This is a genomic window from Croceimicrobium sp. (assembly GCF_965228705.1).
Lineage (GTDB): Bacteria > Bacteroidota > Bacteroidia > Flavobacteriales > Schleiferiaceae > Croceimicrobium.
Window position 1 is genome coordinate 2,473,232 of the sequence record NZ_OZ245832.1, and the last position, 18,333, is coordinate 2,491,564.

Below are 18,333 nucleotides of genomic sequence, written 5' to 3' on the forward strand. Positions count from 1 at the left end.
CATTATTTATTCCGCCACCAATCTCAAGCTGGAATGCCGGCACCTCGACCCGAAAAAAGATAAAATTGAAATTTTTAAGTAACCCTGGTAATCTAAGAGCGTAGCGATCTAAAATCTAATAGCGCAGCGGTCTATCTTCTAAAGTATATTCGCTCCGCGATTATACTTTCCCCATCACCACCATCTGATCCAGCGTTGGGCTTTCACTACCGCCCAATGGCTCCAGAGTTATGGCAAATGCATCAGCCTCTGCCAGGCCGCTCATATTCTGCAATTGCAGCTCATTGGAGTTTAAGGCTAGGAGCCCGATGCTTACCGGCTTGCCTTTCACGATAGCCCATAATTGATATTGGCTATTTTCCGCTTCGGCGGGTAATTGATCGCGATAGAAAAGAGTTTGTTCCTTCTCAGGATTCCAGTACACCGTGGCGGTGGCCGGTTTATCCTCCTGAACCGTATTGAGGGTAATCTTCTGGGTTCCGGGTTCTGAAACCGCCGCCCATAAGCTTTGATATTGTTCTTTGTCGCCCTGCAAGTCTTGCAACTGACTGCCTAGATTTTCCAACTCCTGATCCTGAGCAGCAATCTCTTGCTCCATGGCCTGCATAAACTGCAAGCTATCTTGCCATTGATAAGCCAGGAAGAATGACAAAATAAGGGCTGCCGCAGCTGCTATCCAGCCAATAGGCTGCGAAGACTTCGACCTTGTAGCCGCTGGATTGATACTGGATTTAACCGAAGGCTCATGGCTTGAGGCCACTACTTTTAAAGCGGGCATGGCCACCGGGCCTTTCTCTTGCTCGCCCAAATTGGCCATAATCTTATCCTTCATTCCGGCTGGGGGCTCCTCTGCATTGGCAGCTGCCCAGGTGGACATGATATCCTCAGCCTGTCGAAGTGCTTCATTAATTTCCGGATAGATCTTACTCAGGCATTGCACCTCCTGGCGCTCCTGCTCTGAGACAAAACCCATCAGGTAGTCTTCAATAATTCCGCTTTCTATGTACTTCTTAGGATCCAATGTCTCTGGCTAAAAACCGCTTTAATTCACTAATCGCCTTACGTGCACGGGTTTTCACCGTACCCAATGGCACATTTAACTTTTTCGCAATCTCTCCCTGTGTGAAACCCTGGAAGTACGCTAACTCGAGTACTCTTCGGTCCTCCGGACGCAATTTCTCCAATTCTTTCTCCAGCCCGATATGATCAACCGGTAGATTCGAATGGTGAGCCGCATCAACCTTATATACGTGCGTCTCTACATCTTGGATTTGGGGACGGCGATCATTTTTGCGAATTTGATCAATACAGGCATTACGCGTAATATTCATCATCCAGGTATATAACCTTGCTTTATCCGCATCATACGATTGGGCATAACGCCAAATCTTAATCATCGCCTCTTGAAAAACCTCTTCCGCATCTTCCCGCGAAGGCATCATCCGAACACATAATCCAAATAGCACCGCCCCGTAATTGTCATAAATTAATGACATCGCCTCCTGCTTGCCATCTTGCAGCAGATCAACGATTTTAACTTCAATGGGAGGGCGCTTGCTCAAAAAAATGAGGTTTTCAAAAATCCAGTTATCAGGAATCCGCGTAGATAGTATTGAATCCAAAAAAGAAACAATCATGATCTACTCAAACAGTTCAAAGCTATTAAATTTTGCCTTAGGCGCAGCACTGATTTTCGGAGCTACCGCTTGCAGCGAAGATGACGATAGTACGGACATGCCCACCGAGCCCAAAGTGGCTACCCTTGATGTAAGCACCCAGGTGATCTCTCAGAATAGGGTAGAGGTTACTATGGCGGAGGTTCCCAGCGACGGCTGGATCGTTATTCATGCCGATAATGGCAGCAATGGTCCGGTGGTGCCCGATATTATCTCAGAACCCAAATGGATCGAAGCAGGCTCTAATATGAGTGTGATGGTACAAATTGATGCCAATGCCACCATTAATGATGGCGATCAAATTTGGGTAATGCTGCATGAAGATACCGGTACCGAAATGCAGTACGAATTTGATGGCAACAATAATCTGGACCCTCCCTTCGTGGTGGATGGTGCTCCTGTAATGTCTGCCGTAAATATCATGTCTGCAAAAATTAACTCTCCCGATATGGACGTTACCAATAATACAGTGGTAATTCCTGAGGTGGTAGCGGCTGCCGATGGTTGGTTGGTTATCCACAACGACAACGGCATGGGCGGCATTGTTTTGCCCGATATTATCGGTAAAGTTCAGGTGAGCAAAGGGGTAAACACTAATGTGACTATTCAGTTAGACGCCAGTGTAAACCTAAGCAGCGGTCAAATGCTGTTCCCAATGCTGCACTTAGACAACGGACAAATTGGAGTTTACGAGTTCGATGGCAACAGCGCCTTCGACGGACCGGAGATCTTTGGCAACCTGGCCTTCCCCGGAAACGTAATCTTCACCAGTTTCACTGTACTTAACGTGAACTAAGAAAACAATCCCTCCCCCAGAAGCCTCGGCAGTAGTCATGCATTGCCGGGGCTTTTTTTTTGCCTTTCGGCAGATATGCCATTAACTAATCTTGGCGTTCCTGGCAGAGTTCTACCAATACACCATGACTGCTTTTCGGATGTAAAAAAGCCACCAGCTTATTATCCGCTCCAAACTTGGGCTGTTCATTTAATAGAATGAACCCTTCGCCCTTCAGACGCTCGATTTCGGCTTCAATATCCTCCACATCAAAAGCAAGGTGATGAATGCCTTCACCGCGCTTGGCAATGAATTTCGAAATTGGACTATCAGGATTAGTTCCCTCCAGTAATTCGATCTTATTGGGTCCTACCTGAAAGAAAGAAGTAATCACCCCTTCACTTTCTACGCCTTCCTGCTTATAAGCCTCGGCCCCAAATAAAGAAGCATAGGTTTTATTGGCTTCCTCCAGATTTTTTACGGCAATACCGATATGCTCAATCTTACGCATGGCTATGTATTTAAGGTTGTTCTATGCGAAACTCTGCATCTCTACCAACTTGTGGTAAATACCTTGCTTATCCAGCAATTCCTGATGACTACCGCGCTCCGAAATCTTGCCTTCATTAATCACCACAATCTCATCTGCGTGTTGGATGGTACTCAAGCGGTGGGCAATCACCAATGAAGTACGATTCTCCATCAGACGATATAAGGCATCCTGCACCAATTTCTCCGATTCGGTATCCAAGGCCGATGTCGCCTCATCCAAAATCAGAATAGGTGGGTTCTTCAAAACCGCACGGGCAATACTTAAACGTTGCTTCTGCCCTCCGCTCAGTTTACCGCCGGCATCCCCAATATTGGTTAAATAGCCATTGGGTAATTTCTCGATAAAGTCATGGGCATTAGCAATCTTGGCGGCAGCAATAATTTCTTCCTTAGTCGCATCGGGCTTGCCCAAAGCAATATTATATGCCACGGTCTCATTAAAGAGTAAGGTCTCCTGAGTAACAATTCCCAAATGGGATCGCAGGTCCTTTAACTTGATGCTGTCAATAGGCAAACCATCAATCTTGAGGCTACCACTATTGATATCGTAAAAACGAGGCACCAAATTAGTCAAGGTGGTTTTACCGCCCCCACTCTGCCCTACCAAAGCATAGGTCTTACCTTTTTCGATGCTCAAATCAATATGACTTAAAACCTGCTTATCCTGATAGGAGAAACAAACATCCTTAAATTCAATCGACTGTTTAAACTCCTTCAGGTCTTGGGCATCGGGCTTATCCTGAATTGGGTTTTCCGCATCCAATAAATCCAATACTCGCTCCGAAGAGGCATTCCCCCGCTGTATTTTGTAGCTAGCCTGCGATAAGCTCTTGCTGGGCGGAATAATTTGGTAGAAGAATAAAACGTAGGCGATAAACTTCTCCGCCGTAAAATCATTGGGTTCCATCACCAGACTACCCCCGTACCAAATGATAATCGCCATCACTAAAGAGCCCATAAATTCGGAGATAGGTGAGGCCAAATCATTCCGGCGAATCACCTTATTCATCAAACTAAAGTAGTTATTGGCAGCCCGTGCAAAAAGACTGGCCTTTTGCTCTTCTGCCGTAAAGGCCTTAATTACTTTTAGGCCACTTACCGTTTCTTCAGTTAGGGATAAAATATCCCCCATCGACTCCTGAGCACGGGTACTGGCGCGCTTCAGGCTCTTACCAATACGGGTAATCAAGAGCGATACCACCGGCAAAAGCAGCAACACAAAAATGGTAAGCTGCGGACTCATCCACACCAAAACCGCCAGCGAGCTGAGAATGATAAAAGGTTCTCTAAAGAACATCTCAATCGTGGCTAAAACACCATTCTCAATTTCTTTAAGATCAGCGGTCATCCGAGAGATGATATCACCTTTGCGCTGTTCGGTAAAATAGCCCACCGGCAAAGCCAGCAGTTTATGATGCAAGTCCAAACGAATATCGCGGGTTATCCCATTTCGCATGGGCGCCAAGAGATAGAGCGCTAAATAGCGAAAAACATTTTTGAGGAAAAAGGCCGAAACCACCCAAAAACAAACATAAAGTAAGGCCTCTTGCTGCCCAATGGCTTCCATACGGGTACCGATTTCATAAGAGAGGAAATCTTCGGCATAAGCCATAATATCCCCATCAAATACCGGAGCCTGTTCCGGAGCCTTAGTATTGTCGAATATGATCTGTAAAACGGGAACCACCAAACCAATACTGGCCAAGGCAAAAACGGTGGCAAACAGATTCGCTAAAACGCTTAAAATCACCGTCCCCTTATAAGGGTAGGCATAGCGTACGATGCGCCAAAATGCTTTCATTGGGGCAAAGGTAGTGCATCTCTGGCAGCCATATAAATAAACTTATCATAAGCTTTGATGGACAAACATCGACCACTTTAATTGGTTTACTTTGCATTCTCATTATAAGCTTGCTTCATGAAAAGAAGACAATGGGCCATACTAGCTGGCATTGCCATACTGGCCTTAGCGGTGTTTTTCAAGAACTACCTCGCCGCTTCCGCCGAAGGGAAAAGCCCCATAAGCCGGGACCAACGCAAACTCATTACATACCAAGACCTTAAAGCCGGATCTGTAGCGCTTCGCATCCCTATTGACGGCCCGGTAGAGGCCCTGAATAAAATTGAAATTTATTCGGAGGTAACGGGAATCGTGAGTAGACAATCCCAAAAATTTAAAGAAGGCAAAAGCTATCAAGCCGGAGAAGTGATGCTCCACCTCGAAAACAGCGAGGCCCAGAGTAATTACCAAAGTACCCGCAGCAATTACCTTAGCTTGTTAAGTCAGGTTTTACCCGACATTAAACTCGACTACCCCGAGCGTTTTGATAGCTATTATCAATATCTGCGTAAGCTGAATAATGGCAATGACCTGCAGGCCCCTCCCACAGAAAGCAATGAAAAATTACGCTTGTTTTTAAGTGGGCGCAATGTCTACAGCGCCTATCAGAATGCGGAAGCCCTCCGTGTACGCTTAGGAAAATACAATATCGAAGCGCCCTTTGATGGTACCGTAACCGACGCTAGAGTAGAAAGCGGTCAATTGGTACGCGCCGGACAAATCTTAGGCGAGTTTATCGGTAAGGGTCAATTCGAAATGATTAGTAGCTTGAGTCCCGATGAGGCCAGACGTGTGAATATTGGCGATAGTGTTGAACTGAGCAGTACGGATGGTCGTCGTCATTTTCAAGGTGAGGTGTTCCGCAAAAACGAAAAGGTAGATCCCAGCAATCAAAGAATCAGTATTTACATCCGCATTAAGGCTGATAAGCTCAATGATGGTGAATACCTCAAAGGTTCCCTGGCGGGTCAGGAGATTGAAAAGGCCATGAAGATCGATCGCAAATTGTTGATCGATGAGAATAGCTTGTTCTGCATTCAGGATAGCAGCCTTGTATTGCAAAAGGTAAAGGTGCTGCATCGCGAGCCACAAAGCATCATAATTGAAGCTCCGGATTCTAGCCTTCGATTACCTGTGGCCAAAGTTACCGGCGCATTTCCCGGCATGAAAATCCGCCTCACTAAAAAGCAAGCCGAGTGAAACGTTTCCTGGGATTTTTCATCAAATATCCGGTAACGGTAAATGTGCTGATGATCGCCTCGCTGATCTTTGGCGCCGTGGCCTGGAACAGCCTGAACTCGACTTTCTTTCCGCTAGTTCCCGAGCGCTTCATTGTTATCAATGCCCTATATCCTGGTGCCTCCCCTGAGGAAATTGAAGAAGGGGTAGTGAACAAAATCGAAGAAAACCTGAAAGGGATTTCCGGCATTGATCGCTTTATTTCCAGCAGTAGTGAAAACCTGGCAACCATTACTGTAGAGGTACTGCGCAATGCCAATAGTAAAGAGGTTTTGGATGATGTAGAAAATGCGGTAAATCAAATTCCCTCCTTCCCTGCCGGATTGGAACCGGTAACCGTATTCCTACGCGAGAATGTAACCCTTAGCATCACCTTTGCCCTGCAGGGGGAGGGGCTCAGCTTAAGTGCCCTTAAATCTACTGCCCGCGAAATTGAGGATGAACTGCGTAAAATGGAGGGCATCTCCAAGGTTGAGCTGATTGGTTTGCCGGATGAAGAAATAGAGATTGCTGTTAACCAAAAGCACATGCGGGCCTATGACCTTAGCTTCGAGCAAATTGGTCAGGCAGTTGCCGCTAACAATTTGGATATAACCGGTGGTAAAATTGAAACGGATGAAGAAGAACTGCTTATTCGTGCGCGCTACAAATCTTATGAAGCCGAAGATCTCCTCAATATCGTTGTAAAAGCCAGTCCCCAGGGAGCCGTAGTTCGCCTGGCTGATGTAGCTGAAGTTCGCAAACAATTTAGCGATGCTCCCGCCACCGTGGAGCTCAATGGCGAAACTGCCGTAAAGGTATTAATCAATAATACCGACAGTGAAGACATCCTCACAACTGCCGAAGACATTCAAGCTTATGTAGCGGAATTTAATGCAGGTCAGGACGTTTTAAAAGCCACAGTAGTAAATAATCGCGCCGACCTTCTTTCGCAACGTAAAGCCTTGCTTATCGAAAACGGATTGATTGGGGTGGTGCTGGTATTAGTGCTGTTGAGTTTATTCCTCAATTTCCGAGTAGCATTTTGGGTAGCCGCCGGTTTACCTATTTCCTTCTTTGGTATGTTTATTCTGGCTACCTATTTCGGTGTAACCATTAATGTGATTTCCCTTTTCGGGATGATTGTAGTAGTAGGTATTCTGGTGGATGATGGTATTGTGGTAAGTGAAAACATCTACCATCATTACGAAAAAGGAAAAAGTCGCATTCAGGCGGCCATTGATGGCACCATGGAAGTATTACCAGCGGTAATCTCAGCGGTATTAACCACCATGATTGCCTTTTCGACCTTCTTCTATATTGATGGAAGAGCTGGCGATTTCTTTTCTGAAATGTCCTTCATCGTCATCGCTACTTTGGGGGTATCGCTAATTGAAGCACTTCTAATATTACCCTCCCATATTGGGCATTCCAAAGCCTTGAGCTTATCCTACAAAAAGAATGTTCTGGAGCGTAAATTGGAGCATGGCTTAAAGAAGATGCGCGAAGGTTTCTACCGTCCTATTCTCAATTTCGCGCTCCGTTATAAATTCCTCACCTTCAGTATTGCGGTAGCTTCCTTCCTCATTACACTCGGAGCTTTGCAGGGCAAGCTGGTTCGGGTAAGCTATTTCCCCTTTATCGATCGCGATAATTTTGAGGTAAGCCTTAAAATGCCAGCTGGTACCCGGGAAGAGGTAACCATCTCCTATCTTGACAAGATTCGCGAAGCGGCCCTGGCGGTAAACGACAGTTTAAGGGATCAAGTTCCGGGTGGACAGGATGTAATTCGCATGGTGGAGCTCAGCACCGGCCCCACTACTAATGAGGGGAAATTGGATGTAATTCTCCTCAATAGCGAAGAGCGAATCATCAGCAGTACCCTGGTAGTAAACGCCCTGCGAGAACAAACCGGTCCCATTTATGAAGCCGAAAACCTAAGCTTTGGAACAGTAGGAGCCTTCGGCAAACCCGTATCTGTATCGCTACTAAGCAAGGACTACAGCGAATTGGAAGCGGTTAAACATCGGCTCAAAGCCCAGATGAATACGGTGGCCGATTTACGCGACATTGTAGATACGGATCTGGAAGGAGTGCGGGAAATCCGACTCAAACTGAAGGAGAAAGCCTACCTCCTCGGACTCAATCCTGCCAGCTTAATGCAGCAGGTACGACAAGGCTTCTTCGGTTACGAAGTGCAACGTTTGCAGGTGCGGGAAGATGAAGTAAAAGTATGGGTGCGCTATGATGATCAAACACGTGGCTCCATCTACAACCTCGAAGAAATGTACATCCGCTCGCCTCAAGGTGGCAAATTTCCCTTGCGAGAACTGGCAGACTACAGCATTGAAAGAGGCCCACTCACCATTAATCACCTCGATAGCGAAAGAGAAATTAAAGTAGAAGCCGATTTGGCGGATCCCAATGGCTCTGCCCCGGATATGATCGCCTATGTGCGCGACACTATTTTACCACCCATTTTAGCAGATTACCCTGGAGTATCGGTTTTATTTGAAGGTCAAAATCGCGAAGCACAAAAAACGATTATTTCGGCCCAAAAAACCTTCCCTTTAATTCTGGTTCTAATCATTCTGGTCATCACCTTTACCTTCCGGAGTTTCTATCAAGCAGTGGTGATCTTCACCTTGATTCCGCTGAGTTTGGTAGGGGTGGCCTGGGGCCATTATTTACATGGAATTCCATTAAGTATTTTCTCCTTCCTGGGGATTATCGCTCTGATAGGGGTAATCGTGAACGACAGCCTGGTATTGGTAAGTAAGATGAATAATTACCTCAAGGAAGGCTTGGAATTTAAGGAAGCGGTATTTCAGGCAGGTCTGTCTCGCTTTAGGGCGATCCTTCTTACCAGTGCCACCACCATTGCCGGTTTAGCGCCTTTAATTTTAGAGAAAAGTGTACAGGCCCAATTCCTGATTCCGATGGCCATTTCCCTCGCCTATGGTATTCTGATGGCTACCTTCTTAACTCTGATCTTATTGCCGGTATTGCTTAGTTATTTAAATCATGCTAAGGTGTATGGACTTTGGTTTTGGAGAGGCAGCAAGCCCAGTCATGAAGAGGTTGAACCCGCTATAATCGAAATGCAAGATGAAGAAGAATAGCCTCCTTATAATCTTAGCGCTTTTCGCGGCACAGGCTCAGGCCCAGAGCGACACTTTGGCCTTAAGCAAAGCGGTGCGCATTGCTCTGGAGCAAAACCTCGATATCCGCGTGGCTCAGCAAAGTCAACGTATTGCCGACAAGCAAGAGAATTGGGGCCAGGCGGGTTTCTTACCCAATGTTAGTGCCAATGCTGCCTACAGCTATTCGCAAACCGATGTGCAACAGCAATTGGCCGTGGGCAGTGATACCAGTGGCGCACCCGCTCCCATCCGGGAGTTTAACGATGCAGTAGCCGAAAATTACAGCGCTGGAATTAATGCCAGCTATGTACTCTTTGATGGTTTAGGTCGGATTAATAACCTGCATAAGCTGCAATTGCAAAAAGAGCAGAGTGAGGTACAATTACGCTTTACCATCGAAAACACCCTCTTGCAGGTATTCAGTGCCTATTTCAATTTGGCACAGCAAAGTGAGCAGGTAGATATTGCTCGGGAGTCGGTTAAGCTTTCGCTGAAGCGCTACCAAAGAGCAGAAACCGCCCTGGAACTTGGTTCACAAAGTCGTCTCGAAGCCTTAAGCGCTCAAGTCGACTTACGCCGTGACAGTGTAGCTCTACTCAATGTTCAAAACAGCCTGGAGAAAGGCCTGCGCGAATTGAATAGACTGCTCAATTTCCCCATTGATACCAGCTATGCTTTTGAGACCCAATTGGACTATCGCAGTGATTTGATTTTTGGCAGCCTACTTACGGAGGCCATGCAAAACAATGCTGCCTTAATTCAAGCTCAAATTGCCCGCGACATTAACCGTAAAAACCTCAACATTGCCTGGAGCGATCGCCTGCCGGAAATTGCTGCTAATGCTGGGTACTCCTACAGCCGACAGGATAATGAGGGCGGCTTTTTACGCTTTACCCAAAATACCGGCTGGAATTATGGCCTCAGTGCCCAATGGAATATCTTCAGTTCCTATCGCTCTCAAACTGCGGTGGAAGTGGCTCGCATTGCCATCTTCCAATCAGAATTAAGTCAGGAAAAAGCCAAACAACAAGTGCAAACCGACTTAGCCAATGCCTGGCTCGACTATACCAATGCCCGCAAAGTTTTAGATCTGGAGCGACGTAATCTAAAAGTAGCGCTGATCAATTTTGAGCGTAGCGAAGAAGCTTATGCCTTAGGCAATATCACCAATGTGCAATTACGTGAAGCGCAGCTCAATTACATCAGCACCAAAGCCTCCTTAAACAGCCTGCGCTATCAGCTTAAATTAGCGGAAATCGAATTGCAAAGGGTTGCAGGAGTATTGATGCAAAATACCCCATAAAAAAACCTCGTCTTTGCAGACGAGGTTCAAATTCTAGTGTTTGATTAGATCCCTATTCACAACTTAGTTCAGCTATGATATCGTAACTAGTACGTGAGCCAGCACCAGTAAACACACGGCGCATCACGTAAATGGTCATCTTGGTAACAGTCTTGCCTTCCGCAACGCTAAAGAACTTGCGAGGCACCATATAAGTTTTGAAAACTCCGTCTCCGTAAGAAGTCATCTGCAATTGCGGATAGTTCCCAACGGTGAAAGCGTTATTGGCAATCTTTACAGTACTGCTGTCACTTAAAGTCGCTTCGGCGAAGAACCAAACATCGTCAGTTGCGAGGTTCTGCATTCCCTCTACCTCTTCCAGTTTATTATCATAATACAACATCACCAGATCATCATCCTTAAATGATCCAGGGAAAAGGAAAGCCGGATTACGAGTAGTAACGGGTGGGTCCACCAATATGGTTAAGTCTTCCGATTTAATATCGGGATCACCATAACCACCACCATCTTTAGGCTTTACCAAGAACTGAATATCATTAGCAAAAACCGTTTGGGCGTCTACCTCATAAAATTCGGTAGGCGTCATGGTATAGGAGTAAATATTCTCCGCTTCCTTAGTCATGCGAAGGGTATCATTACTCTCCTTCCAAGGAGCCGTTCCCACACCGTTTACCAGGGGGTGACCAGCAGGGTGTTCGGCCGGATTCCAGGTCCAGATGTACATATCTTCTCCCGCCGCAGCGGCATCCAACAAGTTTTGGGTATGATCTAAACTGGCATCCAGTTTACTGAGGTCTACAATAATTTTTAATTCTGTAGTAGGGTCTTGATACTCGGGCGGATCCGTGCTAACCTGAGCTGAAAGCGCAGGCCCAATAAGCAGGGCAGCCAGAGAAAATATCGTGTTAAACTTCAAATTCTTCATAACTAGTTACTGCGTTTAAAGGTGTAGATGTAGCGGGCATATTCCGCATCGCACTTGTTTTTCAGCTCTTCGAAAATCATGTTAGGATCAATGGCGCGAACCATATTTCCCATGCCTACCGTGCTGGTATCACCATCGGTGCTAATCAAATACAGATTCTCGGGGTATTCTTCATCATCAAATGCATAAGTACCATTCATAGAGCTGAAGGGTAGTCCATCTAAGGAATTTGCACTGATGGCGTAGCTATTATCCGCAGAATTGAAGTTAATCGATACTGGGTTATCCAGGAAAAAGTCGGTGAATTCCAAAGTTTCCCACTGTGGAAAAGAACGGTCTTCTACCTCAACCATTTCCAAATCCCAGTTTCCGTTAATCCCGGTAATTACCGAGTAAGGAGAGCCAATTTCTTTGAAGGGCTCCGGGCGACAAGCGCTTATGGCAAGGGCCAAAAGGCCAAAGGTGAATAATTTCTTCATAGTAGTATAGATTAACATCCGCCGGTAGGGTTCAGTTCAAATTTCGTGGTTTGCTCAGATATAGGGAATTGAATCACCATACCATTGCAATCCCATGGATGGGTACGTACCTCTGTAGCTTCACCTTCCAGGGCACCGCGACGCTTAATTTGCTGGATACGGTCTCCCTCTCCAAACATTTCGATACGACGCTCATAACGGGCCGCTTCAATAATTTGACTGGCAGAACTTCCTGCAGGTAAATTATTCAAATTAGAACCATAAGCTCTTTCGCGAACATCATTAATATCTTGAATCGCAACGCTTAAATCTCCTCCGCTTTCGGCCAAAGCTTCGGCACGCAGAAGTTTCAAATCGGTTAAATGTAGGATGGTAACATTAAACCACTCTTGATTAAATTTCTTAACCAATACGCGAGGGGCATCCCCACTCTCATCCAATTCGAAGAAATTCTTCAAACGACGGTCTGAGGTGTCGGCCGCGTAAATATCATAGAATTCACGACTGGCGAAAAACTCAGGTGGAGAAGCCAAATCCGAACGGTAGTTTCCAAAACCTGAAGAGCGGAAATCACCAAATTCAGGACGGCTGGTATTACTGAAAATCGCTTCGGTAACATCCACAGTATCATTTTCAAAACGATCGATGCTGCTTCCTAAGCTATAACGTCCGCTACCAATTACGGCATTCGCATAAACCGCTGCCTGAGCATAATCTCCCATTTGGAAGTGAATCTTTGCTAGGAAACCATTGGCCGCATCTTGAGAGGCGTAATAGTCTGAGCTGGGTCTTAGATTGGGCAGAGCCGATTCCAAATCAGCAATAATCTCATTGTAGTTCACTCCTACCGGAGAACGCGCTACAATTTGCTCTTCGGTGCGGGTCTTATAGATAATTCCATCGTGACCGTTGTTTGGCGTAAAGCCATAAGGTTGAGCAAAAAGACGCAGGATTTCCCACTGTGAAATGGCACGTAAAAACTTGGCTTCGGCTACAATCTCATTGCGTTCAGCAGTAGTAAAATCGAAATTGTCTACAATCTCGAGGATACGGTTACAACGGAAAGCAGTGATGTAAGGGTCAGCATAAATACCTCCAATTGTGCTATTGAAGAAAAGGGTATTGTGATTAAACACCTCGGTTAAATCCTCATTAGATCGAGGCTTAGCCAGGTTATCACTTAAGAGCTCTCCCAAGTATTGAATACGACCATTGTAAACATTGGCCGTAACATCATAGCAACTTTGCAGTACGTTTAAAACGTCTTGCTTAGTCTGCAGAGCCTCTTCCTCCGTAAGGTCGGTTCCCTGAAGGGGAGTGTCTAAAAGTTTCTCGCAGCCTGTATTCAAAAGCAGGCCACCGGCTAGTAATATTGCGCTAAATGACTTTTTCATGATCTGAGGCTTAGAAGTTAACATTTACACGAACAGAGTAAGTACGCTCCTGTGGAGGAGTGAGGTAAGTAATGTTTACACTCATATTACGATCTGTTGCATTTTCAAAATCACGAGCAATCTCTGGATCCAATCCAGGGTATTTGGTGAAGGTGAGTAAATTGGTTCCGATGAAGGAAATCTGAGCACCTTTTAATCCTAATTTCTCTAATTGATTGCGGTTCAAGCGATAGCTTAAGGTTACATTACGTAAACGCAGGAAGCTACCATCGTGGATCCACTGATCCGTGTTAATCCAAGGGGTATTAGATCCGTGATTAGCCGCATCTAAAGTTAAAAGAGGGTATAATGCCTCATCACCCGGAGCTCTCCAACGATCGAAAATCTGTGGCGTTTTGTTCCAGTCGTCCATACGCCCTAACTGACGCTTGGAAGAAGAGTCATAAATATCCGATCCAATGGTGAATACAAACAGAACGCTCAAATCCCATTGTTTGTAACCAAAATTATTGGTGATACCACCAACCGCGTCTGGTAATACATTACCTACGGGAACACGGTTTGCAGGATCCCAAACAAAGGTTGGATTGCCATCGATATCCAAATAAACCGGACGACCGGTAGTAGGATCGACATGACTAAAACGCACCAGGAAGTTAGTACCTACGGGTTCCCCAACAATGGTACGGGTATCATTGGTACCACCACCCACTGCATCCGGAGAATAGCCTCCTAAGCTTACAATTTCGTTGTGGTTATAAGCAATGTTAAAGTCTGTAGTCCAACGGAAGTCGCCTACCAGATTTCGGGTTTTAATTTGGAACTCAAATCCCTCATTTAACAAACCACCCACATTATCATAGAAATTGCCAAATCCAGAAACTCTGGGTAAGGTCACATTCAATAAAACATCGGTAGTATTCTTACGATAATAGGCTAATTCACCCGTAATGCGATCTTCAAACAAACCATATTCTAAACCTAGGTCGATTACCTGAGTGGTTTCCCAGCGCAAATCAGGATTAGGGTTATTCAAAGGATATAAGATATCGCGACCATCATAAGCCTGTGCCGAATAGTTATAACGCGCTACAAACTCGGTATTGGTAAGGTTGGCATTTCCAATCCAACCAATACTGGATTTTAATTTCAAATAGTTGATGATACGGTTCTCCTTCATCCATTTCTCTTCGGAGATAATCCATCCGGCCGAAACCGAAGGAAAATATCCAAAACGGTTATTGGGTCCAAAACGAGAACTACCATCCGAACGAAGTACCAATTGAGCTAAGTACTTGCCTTTGTACTGATAGTTTACCCTACCAAAGAAGGACATAAAGCGGCTAATAAATGAAGTGGTTACCGAATCGAAGTCGTAGTTATTGCGAAGGTCTGCACTTTCATAAAAAGCTGAAGGTGCATCAAATACATCATTACGAATTCCATTCGCAACGCCATTGGTATCGTAAGTAGTAATGTAATAGCTACGGGTAAAGTTTTCCTGATATTCGGTTCCGAGCATAAAGGCAAACTTATTATTGTCGTTTAACTGCCAATCGTAAGTACCAGTTAAGAAACCATTGTAGTTATAGGATCTTCTGGGATAGCGTTGAGCAGTACCTTGACCACGAGTGGCCACGTCAGTTTGATAGGTATTGCGACCCGCTGGTTCCCAAATGTCTTCCATCGATTGGAAATAATCCAATGAACCGGAAGCCAAAATGGTAAAGTTTTTAAAGGGCGAATACGTCACCTTTGCATTATTGATCGAACGTAAATCCGTGATTCGCCAATCTTTCAATTCACGCTGAGCTACCGGGTTGGTGCCTTGTAAGAACCAATCACCTGGGCGGGCAACCGTATCACCGGCACTCACATAATAACGATCCCATTTGATAGGGTAGTAAGGCAAGGCAGTACTCATGGCCGCACCTAAACCTCCAGACCAGGCATTATCAACCCGATTGTAGATACTTTGGGTTAAACCGGTACTGGCGCTCAAGGTCAACTTATCATTGATACGATAATCACCATTAAAACGTGCACTCATCCTATTGTACTCATCACCAATAATATAGGACTGGTTTTGATCGTAAGATAACCCTGCATAGAAGTTATAACGATCCGTTCCTTTAGACACATTAAAATCGTAGAAGGCTTTGTAGCCTGTACGTACCACCTGATCTACCCAATCGGTATTATTTCTTTGGGCTTCCTCCCAGGTTAAAGCGGGATTGGTTAAAACCGGAGTTCCGGTATTGCCATCATTAATCCAGGCTTCGCGGTATAATTGAAGGTACTCTTGCGAGTTCAACATCTGAGGGCGCTTAGTAGGCTCTGAAATACCCTGTGTAGTTGAAAAGTTAAACTGCAATCCACCTTTACTACCACGCTTGGTGGTAATTAAGATTACGCCATTGGCGCCACGAGAACCATAAATGGCTGTAGCGGCCGCATCTTTTAGAATTTCAACAGATTCAATATCATCCGGGTTTAAGAAGGCCAAAGGGTTTTGGTTCATACCCCCGCTATTACCCCGGCTGAAATAATCTTGATTTAACTGAACACCATCCACGATATAAAGCGGATCACCACCCGCTCCGATACTGGAAATACCCCGTACCCGAACTACTGATGCCGATCCAGCCAAACCACTACCGGTTACAATTTGTACCCCGGCAGCCTTACCCTGCATCGCCGTTTCGAAGCTGGGCGCTGGCATATCGTTTAATTTTTTGGCGTCTAGTTTCACTACGTTACCGGTCATATTCCGGCGACGTTGTACACCGTAACCCACTACCACAATCTCGTCTAATTGCGAGCTGCTTTCGGCCAGAGCCATATTTAGGGTTTTGGTTTCACCCTCGGCGAGTGTTACTTCCACTCTTTTGGTTTCAAAACCAATAAAGGCAAACTCCAAGGTGAGCTTCCCGGCTTTTAAGCCGCTAAGGCTATAGTTTCCATCAAAGTCGGCCGCGGTTCCGGTTCCAGACTGGCCAACAACTAACACCGATGCACCCGGTAAGGGCTCACCAGACTTGTCGGTAATCGTCCCCTTAACCACCTGAGCCTCCAGACTCCACACAGCCATGGAAAAAAGCAGTGCAAAGAGAGACTGTAAAGTTCTTTTCATAGAGATTACATTAAGATTGGTTCCTCAAAAGTAGAAAAAAAGCATTAAGTGTAAAAAGTACACTAAAATATTTCTAATTTGCTAACTCTGCGTTCAGATATAATGGCTTGGTTTTATTTCGCTTTTCGACCTATTTTAGAAAGCGAAACCTAAAGTAGATGAAGCGCAAAGCATTAACTATGATTAATATCAGTATACCAAGATCTAAGCTAGGCATCTTTGCGGCCATATGGCTTATTTCCAACTCCTTTGCCTGCGCTCAATTAGTGGGTGAATTAAGGACCATCTCAAAATTCCAAAGCCTCGAAATTGAAGATCGACGGATAGATATCTGGAAGCCGGCAAATGTTTCAGAAGGCCCCTATCAATTACTGATTATGCACGATGGCCAAATGCTTTTTCAAGCCGACTCTACCTGGAATGGTCAGGAATGGGGTGTGGATGAGTGTCTGGATTCGCTCTACCAACAAAGTCTTATTGGCCCTACACTAGTCGTAGGTATCTGGAATATCCCCGAACGTAGACATCAAAATTACTTTCCTCAAAAACCTTTTGAGAGTTTACCGGAAGCCTTTAAGGATTCTGTTTTGCAATTAGAAAGACCCGGTGAAGAACGCAAGCTTCTTTACGGCAGTCCTAATTCGGATGCCTATTTGCGATTCATCTTTAAGGAGCTTGTGCCCTGGATTAAATCCGAATACCCCATTCAAACTAATGGAGTTTATATGGTGGGTTCCAGTATGGGTGGTTTGATTAGCATGTACGCTGCCCTCGAATACCCCAATGAGTTAACGGGGGCTGGATGTATGTCGACCCACTGGCCTGGCTTCTTTCAGAATGAAAATAATCCGGTGCCTGATGCATTCATTAATTACATCGCCTCTCACGAAGAGGCCGCCACTAAGAGTCGCTGGTATTTTGATCGTGGAGACGCTTCGCTGGATGCGCTTTACCCTCCCCATCAAGATCGGGTGGATTCCCTCTTCCAATCCTGGCCTATGGTAAGCGCTAGGGACTATAAAAGTTTGGTGGCCCCAGGGGATCCACATTGGGAAACCGCCTGGCGCAGTCGATTGCCTTTTGCCCTAATCTACCTCATGGGAAGAAGTAGAGAATAAGTTTAAATATTCTCGTGATTGAGAGTATAAAGGATAGCCGGTTTATGCAATACTCCGGTTTGCTTTTGATTAGTAGCCGATACTAATTTCTCCTTGAGGATTTTTTTGCGGAAGTTTCGCTTATCCAATTCCTTACCCAGAATGATCTCGTAGAGCTTTTGAATCTGCCCCAAGGTGAACATTTCGGGTAGTAATTCGAAGCCCGTACGGTGATTCACAAAATCATCGCGCAAGCGATCCAAAGCTTCACTTAAAATTTGATTGTGGTCGAAAGCCAGGGAAGGCAAACTGTCTAACTCCTGCCAAAACACGCGCTCCGCGAAGGATGATGCTTCCGGCTGGAAATCGTCCATCTTAACCAAAGAAAGGTAAGCCACAGTAATTACTCGCGCTTGTGGATTTTGACGATAATTCTTCAACCAATCCAAATCCTTGATATCACTAACCCGATTGGGATCACCAAAGGCCTTAAACTGTCGTAAGAACACTCCAGAAATTCCGGTGATTTCACTTAAAACCCGATTGGCGGCATCGTCCAGGCCTTCATCATCTACGATCAAATCACCTGGTAAGGCGAACTGCACCTTTTCTTTATTGGCCATTTTTTGCTCGATAAGAAGAATGTTTAACTTCTCATTATCGAAACCAAATACTACGCAATCTACCGATACGTTCGGATTAACATTCTTGAGAGTTTCGCTCACGGTCTAAGTATTGTGGTTGAACCTTGTTTAGGGTCAACAAAATAAGAAAAAATTCCCCAAGTGTAAAAAATAC

Annotated in this window: 14 protein-coding genes; 5 read left to right on the forward strand and 9 right to left on the reverse strand. The window is 45.3% G+C overall.

The window, feature by feature from the left end:
* Positions 1–160 precede the first annotated feature (160 nt).
* Entirely contained in the window at positions 161–1,021 is an 861-nt protein-coding gene (locus ACO05P_RS11205; protein ID WP_421750916.1) for an anti-sigma factor, read from the reverse strand.
* Positions 1,011–1,562 (reverse strand): RNA polymerase sigma factor, encoded by a 552-nt coding sequence (locus ACO05P_RS11210; protein WP_421750918.1) that lies wholly within the window; start codon positions 1,560–1,562, stop codon positions 1,011–1,013. The genes ACO05P_RS11205 and ACO05P_RS11210 overlap by 11 nt, the downstream gene beginning before the upstream one ends.
* Before the next feature lie 73 nt (positions 1,563–1,635).
* Between ACO05P_RS11210 and ACO05P_RS11215 the strand changes: the two genes are divergently transcribed.
* Positions 1,636–2,472: a DUF7282 domain-containing protein gene (locus ACO05P_RS11215; RefSeq protein WP_421750920.1), complete on the forward strand. Its 837-nt coding sequence runs from the start codon at positions 1,636–1,638 to the stop codon at positions 2,470–2,472.
* Between the two features lie 85 nt (positions 2,473–2,557).
* Here ACO05P_RS11215 and mce read toward each other — a convergent pair whose 3' ends face one another.
* Both mce and ACO05P_RS11225 read right to left on the reverse strand, forming a co-directional pair.
* Positions 2,558–2,962 carry a methylmalonyl-CoA epimerase gene (gene mce / locus ACO05P_RS11220; protein WP_421750922.1) on the reverse strand — a complete coding sequence of 135 codons (405 nt, stop codon included), beginning with the start codon at positions 2,960–2,962 and terminating at the stop codon, positions 2,558–2,560.
* A 21-nt stretch (positions 2,963–2,983) separates the two neighbouring features.
* The gene (locus tag ACO05P_RS11225) at positions 2,984–4,804 is read right to left on the reverse strand and encodes an ABC transporter ATP-binding protein (RefSeq protein ID WP_421750924.1); all 1,821 of its coding nucleotides are present in this window, start codon (positions 4,802–4,804) and stop codon (positions 2,984–2,986) included.
* Positions 4,805–4,921: 117 nt separating this feature from the next.
* On the opposite strand from ACO05P_RS11225, the gene ACO05P_RS11230 reads away from it, so the two are divergent.
* From ACO05P_RS11230 to ACO05P_RS11240, 3 genes are read left to right on the forward strand one after another with little or no spacing between them, the layout of a single operon-like run.
* Positions 4,922–6,043, forward strand: a complete 1,122-nt coding sequence (locus ACO05P_RS11230) for an efflux RND transporter periplasmic adaptor subunit (protein ID WP_421750926.1) — start codon at positions 4,922–4,924, stop codon at positions 6,041–6,043.
* The gene (locus ACO05P_RS11235) at positions 6,040–9,183 is read left to right on the forward strand and encodes an efflux RND transporter permease subunit (protein ID WP_421750928.1); all 3,144 of its coding nucleotides are present in this window, start codon (positions 6,040–6,042) and stop codon (positions 9,181–9,183) included. Before ACO05P_RS11230 ends, ACO05P_RS11235 begins: the two co-directional genes overlap by 4 nt.
* A complete protein-coding gene (locus tag ACO05P_RS11240; protein WP_421750930.1) occupies positions 9,170–10,507 on the forward strand; it encodes a TolC family protein in 1,338 nt (445 codons plus the stop codon). The genes ACO05P_RS11235 and ACO05P_RS11240 overlap by 14 nt, the downstream gene beginning before the upstream one ends.
* Positions 10,508–10,559: 52 nt before the next feature.
* On the opposite strand, the gene ACO05P_RS11245 is transcribed toward ACO05P_RS11240, so the two are convergent.
* The 4 genes from ACO05P_RS11245 to ACO05P_RS11260 are packed head-to-tail and all read right to left on the reverse strand — an operon-like array spanning position 10,560 to position 16,438.
* Positions 10,560–11,432 (reverse strand): hypothetical protein, encoded by an 873-nt coding sequence (locus ACO05P_RS11245; protein WP_421750932.1) that lies wholly within the window; start codon positions 11,430–11,432, stop codon positions 10,560–10,562.
* Positions 11,433–11,434: 2 nt separating this feature from the next.
* The gene (locus ACO05P_RS11250; protein ID WP_421750934.1) at positions 11,435–11,911 is read right to left on the reverse strand and encodes a hypothetical protein; all 477 of its coding nucleotides are present in this window, start codon (positions 11,909–11,911) and stop codon (positions 11,435–11,437) included.
* Positions 11,912–11,922: 11 nt separating this feature from the next.
* Entirely contained in the window at positions 11,923–13,305 is a 1,383-nt protein-coding gene (locus ACO05P_RS11255; RefSeq protein WP_421750936.1) for a RagB/SusD family nutrient uptake outer membrane protein, read from the reverse strand.
* Between the two features lie 10 nt (positions 13,306–13,315).
* On the reverse strand, positions 13,316–16,438 hold the full coding sequence (locus ACO05P_RS11260; protein WP_421750938.1) for a SusC/RagA family TonB-linked outer membrane protein: 3,123 nt from the start codon (positions 16,436–16,438) through the stop codon (positions 13,316–13,318).
* 158 nt (positions 16,439–16,596) lie between these two features.
* Between ACO05P_RS11260 and ACO05P_RS11265 the strand changes: the two genes are divergently transcribed.
* The gene (locus tag ACO05P_RS11265) at positions 16,597–17,556 is read left to right on the forward strand and encodes an alpha/beta hydrolase (RefSeq protein WP_421750940.1); all 960 of its coding nucleotides are present in this window, start codon (positions 16,597–16,599) and stop codon (positions 17,554–17,556) included.
* Between the two features lie 2 nt (positions 17,557–17,558).
* On the opposite strand, the gene ACO05P_RS11270 is transcribed toward ACO05P_RS11265, so the two are convergent.
* Positions 17,559–18,260: an NUDIX hydrolase gene (locus ACO05P_RS11270; protein WP_210760146.1), complete on the reverse strand. Its 702-nt coding sequence runs from the start codon at positions 18,258–18,260 to the stop codon at positions 17,559–17,561.
* Positions 18,261–18,333: the final 73 nt, after the last annotated feature.

Excerpts from the sequence above, each read along its gene's own strand:
- ACO05P_RS11215 (WP_421750920.1), top strand. The coding sequence starts at position 1,636 with ATGATCTACTCAAACAGTTCAAAGCTATTAAATTTTGCCTTAGGCGCA.
- mce (WP_421750922.1), bottom strand. The coding sequence starts at position 2,962 with ATGCGTAAGATTGAGCATATCGGTATTGCCGTAAAAAATCTGGAGGAA.
- ACO05P_RS11225 (WP_421750924.1), bottom strand. The coding sequence starts at position 4,804 with ATGAAAGCATTTTGGCGCATCGTACGCTATGCCTACCCTTATAAGGGG.
- ACO05P_RS11230 (WP_421750926.1), top strand. The coding sequence starts at position 4,922 with ATGAAAAGAAGACAATGGGCCATACTAGCTGGCATTGCCATACTGGCC.
- ACO05P_RS11240 (WP_421750930.1), top strand. The coding sequence starts at position 9,170 with ATGAAGAAGAATAGCCTCCTTATAATCTTAGCGCTTTTCGCGGCACAG.
- ACO05P_RS11245 (WP_421750932.1), bottom strand. The coding sequence starts at position 11,432 with ATGAAGAATTTGAAGTTTAACACGATATTTTCTCTGGCTGCCCTGCTT.
- ACO05P_RS11250 (WP_421750934.1), bottom strand. The coding sequence starts at position 11,911 with ATGAAGAAATTATTCACCTTTGGCCTTTTGGCCCTTGCCATAAGCGCT.
- ACO05P_RS11255 (WP_421750936.1), bottom strand. The coding sequence starts at position 13,305 with ATGAAAAAGTCATTTAGCGCAATATTACTAGCCGGTGGCCTGCTTTTG.
- ACO05P_RS11260 (WP_421750938.1), bottom strand. The coding sequence starts at position 16,438 with ATGAAAAGAACTTTACAGTCTCTCTTTGCACTGCTTTTTTCCATGGCT.
- ACO05P_RS11265 (WP_421750940.1), top strand. The coding sequence starts at position 16,597 with ATGAAGCGCAAAGCATTAACTATGATTAATATCAGTATACCAAGATCT.